Annotated in this window: 12 protein-coding genes; 9 read left to right on the top strand and 3 right to left on the bottom strand. The window is 58.5% G+C overall.

Going from position 1 to position 12,737, the window contains the following annotated elements; genetic code table 11:
* Window positions 1-51: 51 nt before the first annotated feature.
* Complete coding sequence (locus GGE33_RS18825) at window positions 52-1,530, top strand: FAD-binding oxidoreductase (RefSeq protein ID WP_183826491.1); 1,479 nt, start codon at window positions 52-54, stop codon at window positions 1,528-1,530.
* Between the two features lie 147 nt (window positions 1,531-1,677).
* Here the strand turns inward: GGE33_RS18825 and GGE33_RS18820 are convergent, their stop codons facing one another.
* Together GGE33_RS18820 and GGE33_RS18815 are read right to left on the bottom strand one after the other, a co-directional pair.
* Window positions 1,678-3,192 (bottom strand): aldehyde dehydrogenase family protein, encoded by a 1,515-nt coding sequence (locus GGE33_RS18820; RefSeq protein WP_183826787.1) that lies wholly within the window; start codon window positions 3,190-3,192, stop codon window positions 1,678-1,680.
* Between the two features lie 74 nt (window positions 3,193-3,266).
* On the bottom strand, window positions 3,267-3,992 hold the full coding sequence (locus GGE33_RS18815; protein ID WP_183826488.1) for a ribonuclease activity regulator RraA: 726 nt from the start codon (window positions 3,990-3,992) through the stop codon (window positions 3,267-3,269).
* Window positions 3,993-4,528: 536 nt separating this feature from the next.
* Here GGE33_RS18815 and GGE33_RS18810 point away from each other — a divergent pair.
* From GGE33_RS18810 to GGE33_RS18780, 7 genes are all read left to right on the top strand, one after another.
* Entirely contained in the window at window positions 4,529-5,260 is a 732-nt protein-coding gene (locus GGE33_RS18810) for a GntR family transcriptional regulator (RefSeq protein ID WP_183826486.1), read from the top strand.
* A gap of 551 nt (window positions 5,261-5,811) precedes the next feature.
* Complete coding sequence (locus tag GGE33_RS18805) at window positions 5,812-6,558, top strand: FadR/GntR family transcriptional regulator (RefSeq protein ID WP_394353676.1); 747 nt, start codon at window positions 5,812-5,814, stop codon at window positions 6,556-6,558.
* A gap of 64 nt (window positions 6,559-6,622) precedes the next feature.
* Complete coding sequence (locus tag GGE33_RS18800) at window positions 6,623-6,937, top strand: cupin domain-containing protein (RefSeq protein ID WP_183826480.1); 315 nt, start codon at window positions 6,623-6,625, stop codon at window positions 6,935-6,937.
* 105 nt (window positions 6,938-7,042) lie between these two features.
* The gene (locus tag GGE33_RS18795) at window positions 7,043-8,065 is read left to right on the top strand and encodes an ABC transporter permease (RefSeq protein WP_183826477.1); all 1,023 of its coding nucleotides are present in this window, start codon (window positions 7,043-7,045) and stop codon (window positions 8,063-8,065) included.
* The gene (locus tag GGE33_RS18790; RefSeq protein ID WP_148146804.1) at window positions 8,065-8,952 is read left to right on the top strand and encodes an ABC transporter permease; all 888 of its coding nucleotides are present in this window, start codon (window positions 8,065-8,067) and stop codon (window positions 8,950-8,952) included. Before GGE33_RS18795 ends, GGE33_RS18790 begins: the two co-directional genes overlap by 1 nt.
* A 3-nt stretch (window positions 8,953-8,955) precedes the next feature.
* Window positions 8,956-9,795 carry an ABC transporter ATP-binding protein gene (locus GGE33_RS18785; protein WP_183826474.1) on the top strand — a complete coding sequence of 280 codons (840 nt, stop codon included), beginning with the start codon at window positions 8,956-8,958 and terminating at the stop codon, window positions 9,793-9,795.
* Complete coding sequence (locus tag GGE33_RS18780) at window positions 9,792-10,553, top strand: ABC transporter ATP-binding protein (RefSeq protein ID WP_148146808.1); 762 nt, start codon at window positions 9,792-9,794, stop codon at window positions 10,551-10,553. The genes GGE33_RS18785 and GGE33_RS18780 overlap by 4 nt, the downstream gene beginning before the upstream one ends.
* Before the next feature lie 84 nt (window positions 10,554-10,637).
* On the opposite strand, the gene GGE33_RS18775 is transcribed toward GGE33_RS18780, so the two are convergent.
* Window positions 10,638-11,534 (bottom strand): LysR family transcriptional regulator, encoded by an 897-nt coding sequence (locus tag GGE33_RS18775; RefSeq protein ID WP_183826470.1) that lies wholly within the window; start codon window positions 11,532-11,534, stop codon window positions 10,638-10,640.
* Between the two features lie 136 nt (window positions 11,535-11,670).
* Here GGE33_RS18775 and GGE33_RS18770 point away from each other — a divergent pair, with 136 nt between their 5' ends.
* Window positions 11,671-12,648 (top strand): MBL fold metallo-hydrolase, encoded by a 978-nt coding sequence (locus tag GGE33_RS18770; protein WP_183826467.1) that lies wholly within the window; start codon window positions 11,671-11,673, stop codon window positions 12,646-12,648.
* The last annotated feature ends 89 nt before the right edge of the window (window positions 12,649-12,737 follow it).

Raw genomic sequence — 12,737 nt, 5'->3', positions numbered from 1 at the left:
CGAAGCGGATTTCCTGCTTCGGGAGAAACGCTCTAAACAACACAGAAGATAATGGCCGATCCCATATCCACGCCCTCAACCAGCCCTATAGCTTCGGTCATCGAGAGCCTCAAGCAGGTCGTTGGCGCGCAAGGCTGGAGCACCGACGAAGCCGAGCGCCGCAGCCATGCAACCGACTGGGTAGGGCGTTTTTTTGCCGATCCTCTCCTTGTCCTGAAACCGTCAACCACCTTCGAAGTCTCGGAGATAGCAAGGATCTGCAACGACAACGGGCTGAAGATCGTGCCGCAAGGTGGGAATACCTCGCTGGCCTGCGGTTCCATTCCGACAGGTCAGGGTGACGAGGTCATCGTCAACCTGTCCAGGCTCAATCGTATCCGTGACATCGATATGTTCAACGACACGATTTCAGTCGATGCCGGCTGCACGCTTGCCTCCGTACAGCAGGCCGCCGAGCAGGCAGATCGACTATTCCCCTTAAAGCTCGGATCGGAAGGCAGCTGCCAGATCGGCGGCAATATTGCCAGCAATGCGGGCGGAACGAATGTCTTGCGTTACGGCAACATGCGCGACCTCGTTCTCGGTCTCGAAGTCGTACTCGCGGACGGTCGCATTCTTGATGGAATGCGGGCGCTTCGCAAGGATAACACGGGCTATGATCTCAAGCATGTCTTCATCGGCAGCGAAGGAACGCTCGGCATCGTCACAGGAGCCGTTCTTAAACTTTTCCCCATGCCCAGCACGGCTGTCGCAGCAGTCTGCACCGTTCCGTCTCTGCAGTCTGCGCTTGATCTTCTAATCCTGTGCAAGAAGCACGGAGGTGAAAGCCTCACCACTTTCGAACTGATGCCACGCGCCGGGCTCGAACTTGTGTTCAAGCATTTTCCATCAACCCGCTTTCCACTCGGGGAGCTACAGGACTGGCAATTGCTGATTGAGTTCAGATCGAATGACGGAGAGGAGAGGGTTCGCGAACTTTTCGAAACCATTCTGTCTCAAGCGTTTGAATCAGAGTTGGTCGTCGATGCGGCGATTGCCCAGTCCATCCAGCAAAACAGGGATTTCTGGGCACTGCGCGAAGGATTAGCGGAGGCGGACTTCATGGAAGGGGCTGTGATCACCACAGATATCTCCTTGCCTCTTTCCGCCGTTCCGGCATTCATGGATGCCTGCTCACGTGCCGTGCTCGCAATTGTTCCAACGGGACGCGTTATTGCCTTCGGCCATCTTGGAGATGGAAATATCCATTTTGGCCTGCTGCAACCGCTGGGTTCTGACTCTGAGCAATTTCTTAGCCGGGGCAATGAAATCCAATCCATCATTCACACCATGGCGCTGTCGATGAACGGCTCCATGTCTGCCGAGCACGGGTTGGGTTTTGTGAAAAACGATGCGGTCGCCCAATATCGCAGCCAAGTGGAACATGATCTCATGCTGACGATGAAAGCAGCCTTGGACCCGAAGTCGACGCTCAATTTGGGTAAGGTTCTGAGAATCGAAAATGGCGCGTTTAGCGCATGCAAGACCTAGGTGACAAACAACATTTCCGGACGGATCATGAGGGCGCAAAAACAAGCGCTTTGATTTTTAGTCGGATAGATTGGGTCACGGCATTCTTTAAATGCCAGGAACACCGCGGCCCCGATGCGTATCAACGCGATCGGGGCCTCGATTTTATCAAGCCAGATCGTCCGGCAGGACGCCGGCCGGAATGTTCTGATAGCTCACGGGCCGCAGAAACCGTCGGATAGACATGGTTCCGACCGAGGTTGCGCCGAAATTGGTACTGGCCGGATAAGGACCGCCGTGAACCATGGAGTCCACGACCTCGACGCCCGTTGGAAAACCGTTGACCAGAACCCGTCCCGCCTTGCGCTCAAGGATAGGAAGCAAATTCCGAGCAAGGGCGGTGTCTTCATCCGCCATCTGCATTGTGGCCGTAAGCTGGCCCTCGAAATTCTTTGCCAATGCAGGCATTTCATCAGCCGAAGCGACGCGCACGACAAGGCCAAGCGGGCCGAAGACTTCCTCGGATAGAGCATGATCTTCGATGAATGCCTCGGCCTGCACCTCGTAGAGATTTGGGCGGCATTCACGTCCGGTGCTTTCGGTTGCAAGCACTGAGCGAACGGAATTGCGGCCATCAAAGCGCGCCTTTCCGTCGTGATATGCCTGCGCTATCCCTGACGTCAGCATGGTTTGCGGAGCCGTCTTGGCAAGAGCTTCGGCCGTTGCCGCGACGAAAGCATCGCCTTCGCTGCCGCGAGGAACGATCGCGATGCCCGGATTGGTGCAGAATTGCCCGGCTCCCATGACAAGCGATCCCGCCCAACCGGCCGCAAGTTCTGTTGCCTTCTCCTTCAGCGCGCCTGGAAGTACGAACATCGGGTTGACCGATCCGAGTTCACCAAAGAACGGGATCGGTTCGGGGCGCTGTGCGCAAAGATCGAACAATGCTCTACCGCCCGCGAGTGAGCCGGTGAAGCCGACAGCCTTGATGAACGGGTTTTTGACAAGAGCGTGGCCGACGTCCCGCTTGCCGCCTTGGATAAGCGAGAAGGTTCCCGGATGAATGCCGCAGCTTTTGATGGCGGCAAAAATGGCCTCTGCGACGATCTCGCTGGTGCCTGGATGCGCCGAATGGGCTTTGACCACAACGGGGCAACCCGCGGCAAGCGCTGCAGCCGTATCGCCGCCGGCTGTGGAAAATGCCAAAGGAAAGTTTGATGCGCCAAATACGGCGACCGGCCCGATCGGACGTTGCATCAGCCGTATTTCCGGTCGAGGTGCAGGTTTGCGATCCGGCTGAGCCTCGTCATGCCGGCGATCGAGATAATCGCCCTTGAGGATATGGTCGGCGAAAAGTCTCAATTGTCCCGTCGTTCGACCTCGCTCACCCTGCAGGCGGGCGGCAGGCAAACCGGTTTCGGCACTACCGATTTCGGTTATCGCTTCGGCGCGCGCCTCGATCTCGTCCGCGATCGCGTTGAGAAAGGCCGCGCGTTGCGCCCTGCTGGTATAGCCGTAGGACCAAAATGCCTCTTCTGCGGCCGCGCAAGCGCGGTTGACCAGATCTACTGTTCCGACCGAAAAATTAGATATCTCGCCATGTGCCGGATCGTTGGAGAAGGTTTCGGCTGTTGCTACCCATTCTCCGGCGACCAGATGCTGGCCATGTGGTTTAAACACGATTTTCACTCCAGTTCATTGAAATCATGATGCTAAAGATTGAGCGCGCAGGTTTTAAGTCTGCACGCTATGGTCGCTCAGCGTCCGTGTTTCTTGCGCCAAGCCTCATATTTTTCTCGGTATTCGTCCTTTGTTTGAGGGTATAGGCCGATGATCGCATCACCGGCTTTGACCTGTTCAAGAACAAATTCCTCGTAGCTTTCCATTCCGGTGCATTCGTCAGCGAGCTCATCTGCCAGATGCGCCGGAATGACCATAACGCCATCGCGATCTCCGACCAGCACGTCCCCTGGAAAAACCGGGGCGTCGCCGCACGAAATCGGCACATTGATGTCCAAGGCTTCATGCAGCGTCAGGTTGGTTGGTGCAGAGGGCTTGGCATAATAGGCCGGCATGTCCAGTTCGCCTATGCCGTTGGCATCGCGAAAACCACCGTCTGAAACGACCCCGGCAGCGCCGCGAAGCGCAAGGCGGGTGATAAGAATAGATCCAGCAGTTGCAGCTCGTGCGTCCTTGCGCGCGTCCATGACCAGGACCCAGCCTGGAGGGCAGGTTTCCATTGCGACGCGTTGGGGATGCTGGGGATCACGAAAGACGGTGATTGGATTGCGGTCCTCGCGTGCAGGGATGTATCGCAACGTGAAAGCCTGGCCAACCATGTTTTCGGCTTTTGGAGAAACCGGAATGACACCCTGAATGAACTGGTTTCGCAGCCCGCGCTTGTAGAGCGCAGTCGCAATCGATGCCGTGGAGATTTTCTTGAATTTGGCGCGTGTCGCCTCGGAAAGGATATAGTCTGTCATGATGTCCTCAAAAGATATCAGGTTCGCCAGGTGCGCAACTCATTTCTCTCTGCCAAAGATATACTGATGCATTAGTGCTCCAATGGCAATGAGTCTATCGCGAGAGCATCCGCGTGCCGCCGAGCCGGTTGCCACTGCGCGAAAAGACCTCGAAATGCGATGGCCATTACGGTCAGCAGCGCCGTGCGCCCCTCGACGGTAACGCCTTCGAGCCGTTCCTTGGCGGTTTATTTCTCGATGAGTTTCTGTGTCTCCATCGCATGGCTTGCGAGATCCAGAATGCCAGGTTGACGGGTGACCGATACTCGTCTTTTCCCGCGCCATGCTCGGACAAGCCGGTCCCTCACCCTAGCAATTGCAGTTACGCCGTTGATGAACAATCGCATAATTATCCTCCCGAAAATGAGGGGCGCTTGCCCTGTCTTCACGTTACTCCCAAAGCGAATAAATACATTGAAGCACTAAAACATCAGTGCATCAAAGCGAGATTTATGTTCTAGATGGGCTGGCATTATTGGGGTTGATGGAAACGATAAATGGGTGACGTTATCAGGCGTGGTCAATTGGACCGTTCTAGGCCGGTGGCACTGCAAGTGCATGAGATCTTGCGCGAACGGATCCTGAAAGTTGAGCTTGTGCCGGGCACGGTACTTTCTCGGGCCTCACTCCAGCTGGAATTCGGCGTGAGTCAGACGCCTGTTCGCGATTCGCTGATGCGTCTGCAGGAGGAAGGACTTGTCGAAGTTTATCCGCAATATGCAACGGTTGTCGCCAAGATTGATGTCGATCACGCGAGGCAGGCGCAATTTCTACGGCTGTCCATTGAGCTTGAGGCCGTGCGACGACTGACCGGCAGCGCTCCCATGGAAACGGCCGATGAATTGTGCGAGATTTTGTCACGGCAGAGAGCTGTGGCAAGCCCCGAGACTTATGACAAGTTCGATGCAGTCGATCGTGAGTTCCATCGACGGCTCTATGAGAAGGCCGGTATTGCGCAGCTTTGGGCGAATGTCCGCAGGCAGAGCGTGCATCTTGATAGACTTCGACGGCTTCATTTGCCAATGCCGGGTAAGATGGAAACAGTTCTCGCAGACCATCAGGCAATTATCGATGCCATTGCGTCTGGGGATCCGAATTCAGCAGCCGAGGCCTTGCGCAAGCATCTTTCGGGAACACTATCGATTATCGATGTGATCAGCGCCGAATTTCCAGAATATATCGAGGAAGTTCCGTCTCGGAGCTCGTACCTTCTCAATGACCGGTCATAATTAGCTTTATAGAGAAAATACCTTCGGGGTGTCGGCTGATGCGGTGGGAAGCGAGCCCGAAACAAGGTGTAAGCCACATCCAGATTGCACCTTGATCCCGGTTCCTTGGGCGGTTCTCGATCAACGGAAAATTGCTTCACGCCTGTCCGTTATAGCGCGTAAGACCGATGCTCGCGTGGCAGAAACGTTCCTGTAATGTTGTTTCGTGTCTGCCTTCACGTCCACCGAAGATGTGCAGAGAATGCTGGTCGATGCCAATAGGTTCTGGATTTCGGCGCGATGCATGGCCAGATCCTGCTGACGATCGCCATCTGGATCGGTTCGACTGCCTCGATGTCTGTCGGAGCAGCTTGTCTTTCAGCTTTTGACGACGCCAGCGACAGTTCTGTCGATCCGGGGATATCCCGAACTTCTCTCGGTCGTCGAAGTCCAATGTTGTCTGTTCTGAAGTCGTTCGGAGAAAACATCTTGCTTGCAGCTAGAACGAACTCCTGCGATAGCTAATCGAACGTGCCTGACAGGTTGGTAATAGCGAGGCGATATTGGAAGACATTACCGCGACAGCTGGACGGGATACATCCCACGCATCAAGGATCAGTTCGGATCTCCGCAAGCAACTGACGAGCGGTGTATTTCAAGCTGGTGACCGGCTGCCCAGTGAAAACGCACTTGCCAAGCAATATTCCGTCAGCCGAACAGTCGTGCGCGAAGCGATCGCCATTCTACGTGCAGACGGTCTCGTTCAGGCGCGTAAAGGGGCGGGGGTTTTTGCGCTCGAGGCCAGGCGCGAAGAGGAACGCCCGTTCAAAGATCTGAAAACCGAGCGTATCTCGTCGGTCATCGAGCTGCTCGAATTGCGAACGGTTTTTGAAGTTGAGGCCGCTGCGCTGGCGGCGGCGCGGCGTTCGGCCGCCCAGATCGAAGCCATACTGGAGGCGCATAATCAGGTCAGGATCTGCCTTGCAAACGGAACACCAACCCGCGATGCGGATTTCGGACTGCATCTGGCTATTGCCCAGGCAACGCAAAACCGGCGGTTTCCCGAGTTTCTTCAGTTGATCCGTTCAGGGATCATTCCTCGCGGAGAGCTTCAGGGGGCTGCGCCGGGATCCCGCCCCAAGGATTATAATCTTCATCTGCAGGAAGAGCATGCGCGAATTGTCGATGCGATCATTGAAGGTGATGCCGATGCCGCGCGCGAGCACATGCGCGCCCACCTGCGTGGAAGCCTGGAGCGTTACAAGGCTCTGCTGCGTGCGAGAACCTTGCCCATGGACGACGTAGTCACTTCGTCATAGACGTGTTGTCATACAGAAGTTAAACCTTATATGGTGACATTGTGATTGTTGTCAGTGAGGTTTCATGTCTCTACCTGTTTTTCCCATCATATCGCCCGATAAGGGTGTCCAGCGGCAGGTCCTTTCCGAAGCGCCTGAGCTGATGGTTGTGTCGTTTCGCTTCGAGGCCGGGGCCGAGGGCAAGTTGCACAGTCATCCGCACGTGCAGTCGACCTATGTCGCTCGCGGTCGCTTTAGGTTTATCCGTGGAAACGAAGCTTATGAGCTGGCTGCGGGTGACAGTCTCGTCATTCCCGGCAATGTCACGCATGGCTGCGAGTGCCTTGAGGAAGGCGAGCTGATCGACTGCTTTACGCCTCGGCGCGAAGACTTCCTCTGATCAGTGCTTGACAGTACGAACAGCATGTGACAACTTTCATTAAGTTGTCTGACAGGATGGGAGCCTGTCTCCGCCGATGACCGGCGGCCGACATACGGAGGATACATGTCGACAAGACGCCCCTCAATGCAGGGCGCTTTAGGGCAAATCGGTACCATTCTGGTGACTTTGCTCGGGCTGCTCGTACTTACCTTCATCATTGGCCGGATGATGCCTGCGGATCCCGTGCGCGCCATGGTTGGCGAGGACGCGACCCGCGAGACCTATGAGCAGGTTTTCCGCTCGCTCGGTCTCGATCGGCCGCTCTGGGAACAGTTCTTCTACTATCTCGGCGACGTGCTGACAGGCAATTTCGGCACATCGATTCGCACCGGCCAGCCGGTCATCCAGGATATCCTGCATGTCATGCCGGCAACGATGGAGCTGGCGACCTTCGCCATTCTGATCGGTGCTGGCCTTGGCGTGCCGATGGGCGTCATCGCCGCGGTCAACAAGGACCGCTGGCCCGACCACCTTGTGCGCGTGCTCAGCCTCTTCGGCCATTCGATGCCGATCTTCTGGACCGGCATGATCGCGCTCATCGTTCTTTATGCGAAGCTCGATCTTGTCGGCGGCAGTGGCCGCATGGACCAGTTCTATATCGGCCTTGTTCCTGAAACGACCGGCTTCCTGTTGATCGACAGCCTGCTAGCGGGCGAGATGGACGTCTTCTGGTCGGCGGTGAACCACCTGATCCTGCCGGCGTCGCTGCTCGGTTACTCTTCGTCCGCCTATATCACGCGCATGACGCGCAGTTTCATGCTCGACCAGCTCGGGCAGGAATACATCACGACCGCCCGCGTGAAAGGACTGTCGAAACACCAGACCATATGGCGTCATGCGTTCGTCAATATCCGCGTGCAGCTCGTCACCATCGTGGCGCTTGCCTATGGTTCGCTTCTGGAAGGCGCGGTGCTGATCGAAACGGTATTCGCCTGGCCGGGCTTTGGGCAATACCTGACCAGCAACTTGATCATTGGCGACATGAATGCCGTGATGACCTGCGTGCTGATCGTCGGCGTCATCTTCATCGCGCTCAACCTGCTCTCCGACGTGCTTTACCGTCTGTTCGATCCGAGGACCCGCTGATGTCAGTCACAACCGCTTCCAAGCTGCGCGTGCCGGCCTCGGTCAATGCCCTGCGCAACATCGTTCTCTTCCTGATGAAGAGCCCGACCTCGCTTTTCGGCCTTGCCGTGCTCGCACTGTTGATCCTGGTCGCCATCTTCGCGCCGCTCATCGCAACCCATGATCCCTATGCGCAGGATCTTGCCAATACGCTTCAGGCGCCCGGCAACGGGCATCTGTTCGGGACCGACGAACTCGGCCGCGACATCTTCAGCCGTCTGGTCTGGGGATCGCGCATCACGCTGACGATCATCTTCCTGGTGTCGATCGTCGTCGGGCCGATCGGGCTCGCCGTCGGTGCGGCCTCGGGTTATCTGGGTGGTCGCTTCGACACGGTGATGATGCGCATCACCGACATTTTCCTGTCCTTCCCGAGCCTGATCCTGTCGCTTGCCTTCGTCGCTGCACTCGGCCCGAGCCTCAACAACGCGATCATCGCCATCGCGCTGACATCCTGGCCGCCGATTGCCCGGCTTGCGCGCGCCGAGGCGATGACTTTTCGCAATGCGGACTACATTGCCGCTGCACGCCTTCAGGGGGCTTCGCCGACCCGCATCATCGTCAAGTCGATCGTGCCCATGTGTCTGCCCTCGGTGCTGATCCGGCTGACGCTCAACATGGCGACCGTCATCCTGACGGCGGCCGGTCTCGGCTTTCTCGGCCTTGGCGCACAACCGCCGCTGCCGGAATGGGGGGCGATGATCGCCACCGGGCGTCGTTACATGCTCGACAGCTGGTGGCTGGTTACCTTTCCGGGCGTCGCCATCCTGTGCGTCAGCCTCGCCTTCAACCTACTTGGCGACGGACTGCGCGATGCGCTTGATCCCAAGCAGATGAACCGGAGGTAGGCCATGACCCGTCCAATCCTCGACGTTGAAAATCTTCACATCCGTTATGGGGGCGCTCCGACCGATGCCGTGCGCGGCGTGTCCTTCACGCTCGGGCGCGAGCGGCTCGGCATTGTCGGCGAAAGCGGCTCGGGCAAGTCCACCGTTGGCCGAGGGCTGCTGAGACTGCTTCCGTCGGCCAAGATTACCGCCGACAAGATGCGGTTCGAAGATGTCGAACTGCTGTCGCTGACGGAAGAACAGATGCTCGGCGTGCGCGGGCGGCGCATGTCGATGATCCTGCAGGATCCGAAATTTTCGCTCAACCCGATCCGCAAGGTCGGCGACCAGGTGGCGGAAACCTATCTGCGTCACTTCAAATGCAGCAGGAAGGATGCCCTTCAAAAGGCGGTCGCCATGCTGGAAGCGGTCAAGATCCGCGATCCGGAGCGGGTCTGCGAGCAATATCCGCACGAGATTTCCGGCGGCATGGGCCAGCGCGTAATGATCGCGATGATGCTGCTTGCCGATCCGGATGTGGTCATCGCCGACGAGCCGACCTCGGCACTGGACGTCACGGTGCGGCTGCAGGTGCTGAACATTCTCGACGGTCTTGTTCGGGATCGCGGGATCGGTCTGATCATGATCAGCCACGATCTCAACCTGGTGCGCAATTTCTGCGACCGGGTGCTGATCATGTATGCGGGCCGCGTGGTGGAAACGCTTGCCGCCCGCGACCTCGACAAGGCGCAACATCCCTATACGCGGGGTCTTATTGCGGCCCAGCCGCGCATCGGCGGCGCGCGTGCGCCGCTGGCGGTGCTGGACCGCCGCCCCGAATGGCTGGAGGAGGTTTCCCGATGACGGTATCAGTCGAGACACGCAATCTCTCCATTACTTTCGGCCACGGGCCAACAGCGCTCAAGGTCCTTCCCGACATATCCTTCTTGGTGGAGCCGGGAGAATGTTTCGGCCTGGTGGGCGAAAGCGGATCGGGCAAATCCACCGTGCTGCGCTGCATCTCGATGCTGACCGACTTCTGGAAGGGAGAGATCCTGATCAACGGAAAGTCCGTGCGCGACATGCCGCTCATCGAACGCTGCCGCACGCTGCAGATGGTTTTCCAGGATCCTTACGGTTCGCTGCATCCACGCCAGTCGGTAAGAACCGTCCTTTCGGAGCCGCTGAGAATCCATAAGCTCACAAATCACGAGGAGCGGATGCAGAAGGTGCTGTCCGATGTCGGACTACCCGGATCCTTTCTCGATCGTTTTCCGCATCAGCTTTCCGGCGGGCAGCGCCAGCGCGTCGCAATTGCGCGGGCGCTGATCCTCGAGCCTTCGCTGCTGCTTCTGGACGAGCCGACATCGGCTCTCGATGTTTCCGTGCAGGCAGAAATCCTCAACCTTTTGCAGCGCCTGCGCGAAGAACACGGCTTCACCTACATCATGGTGACGCATGACCTGGCGGTGGTCGATCACATGTGCGACCGGTTCGCCGTGATGCTGCGTGGTGAGATTACCGAGATATTGCCGCGCGAGGCGATCCCAGGCTGCGAGGCGGTTCATCCCTATTCCCGCGAGCTGATCGGCGCGTCTCTGGAATATGAAGGGCATGTCTGACAGGCAGTGCGGTTAAAAAAGCTCCTCCCTGGCCCGGCCTTGAGTGCCGGGCTCTTTTTTGGCTGGAGGAGAGGGGAATGAGAATTACAGAGCCATCTGCGCGCGCAGGCGGGGAGAGATCCAGTCGAGGAAGCATCGCACCTTTTGCGGCATGGGGTCTGCTGGGTGATGGATCACGTTGACCGGCAGGGGTTCTGGCGCAAACTCCATCAGTAACTCTTGCAGTGCACCGGAGCGCAACTCATCGGAGATTTGGTAGGAAAGCACGCGAATGATGCCGATACCGGCCAGCGCCGCCTGAATGGCGGCCTCCGTCGTGTTGACCGAAAGTTTCGAGCGCGGCTCTATGGTGAAGGCGGCGCCATCGCGGCGATAACGCCATTCCGGAGAAGTCGCGAACCCCTGAAAGCTTATGCCGTCATGCCGGGCGAGGTCTTCCGGCCGGCGCGGCACACCCCGGCGGGCAAGATAGTCGGGGCTGGCGCAGATCACCCGACGCACGGCGCCCACACGGGTCGCGATCAGTGCGCTGTCCGCCAGATGCCCGATCCGAAGGGCGACATCGACATGCTCGTCAGCGAGGCTAAGCTGCCGATCAGCCAAGGTCAGGCGCAGGTCGATTTCGGGTTGTTCCTTAAGGAACTCCAGCGCAATCGGCAGCAGGTGGCGCTCGCCAAAGGCAATCGGAGCCGTCACGTGCAGCCCGCCGCGCAGAGCGCCATGATCGCTGCCGGCCTGTTTCTCCGCGGCATCCAGTGCCTCGAGAATGCTCCGTGACGCGGCGACGAAGGCGCGGCCCTCTTCCGTCAAGGCGAGGCCGCTGCGGCTGCGCAGCAGCAGGCGCACGCCGAGATGCTTTTCAAGATCTGCGACCTTGCGGCTGACCGTGGCGAGCGGTGAACGCAATCGCCGCGCGCCGGCCGAGAGGCTGCCAGCCTCGACCACTGCGAGCAGAACCGACATTGCTTCGAAACGGTCCATCTAAACCTTCCGGAATTTGAGAGGGCAGCTTTCCGATCGGCAGAGTATCTTATCGGTTGCGTGTGTCATAGCCTGCACGCGTTCTTGGGGGCGGCGGCTGTCGCCCGTATTTTTCAATGATTCGGGGGGCCGCATCATGGCTGAATTTTCACGCAGATCCTTTGTCTCCACTCTTCCTCTCGGCCTCGCCGGGGCAAGCCTGATCGCAGGCGCGCCAACAACGGTCATTGCGGCGGCGCAGGCGGCCACGGGCTCGCCGGTCAGCGTTACGCCGCTCGCGCAGATCCGCATCGGTCGCTTCACGGTCACCGCCCTGACGGACGGTTATGCCGATATGCCCTTTGACTATTTTCCGGGACGCGATGCGGCCGAGGTCGAAAAGGCGGCTACCGCGCAGTTCACCGCCCGGCCGAGCGGCGTGCGGTTTCTGTTCAACCAGTATCTCATCGAGGATGGCCAGCGCCGCATCCTGATCGATGCCGGTGCCGCGGGCTCTATCGGCCAGACGGGCCAGTTGCCGCAGGCTCTATCCGCGCTGGGCTTGAAACTTGACGAGATCGACGCCGTGATCGTGACGCATCTGCATCAGGACCACATGGGTGGGCTGATCGCCGGCGGTAAGAACAATTTTCCGAAGGCGGAACTCTATATCGATCGCCGCGACGTCGCCCACTGGACAGACCCGGCAAAGCGCAACGGTGCGCCCGATTTTCTGCAGCCCAGCTTCAAGATGGCGGAGGAGGTCGTCCGGCTCTATCCAAAACTCCAGGCGATCGACGGCGAGCGCGAGATCTCACCGGGCGTTTCGATCGTCGACCTGACGGGCCATACACCCGGCCATATCGGGGTCAGGGTCGAAGATGGCGGGCAGAGCCTGATCATGGTTTCGGACATGATCTTCCCGGTCGTGCATCCTGCCGCAACCGATGTGTTCTTCCTGTTCGAGCAGGACCGCGAAGCCGCCAAGGCGATGCGCGACCGCTTTTTCCCCATGGCTGCTTCAGAAGGTGCGCTCATTGCCGCCACGCACATGCCTTTCCCAGGTCTCGGCCGTGTCGTCGCCGATCGCGGACAAATGCGCTGGCAGGTGGCGGACTGGGCGTTGCAGAACTGAAGCCCGTTCGGCCCGATTTGGACATGCGGTGCAATTTTGACCTTCTGTCTGGGCCAACTACCTAGAGGATGCCCAGGCGAAAAGAGGCG

The organism is Aliirhizobium cellulosilyticum (genome assembly GCF_014198105.1).
GTDB classification, from domain to species: Bacteria; Pseudomonadota; Alphaproteobacteria; order Rhizobiales; family Rhizobiaceae; genus Neorhizobium; species Neorhizobium cellulosilyticum.
Note: the sequence above shows the minus strand (reverse complement) of the source record. Positions and strands in the feature narration are given on the sequence as shown.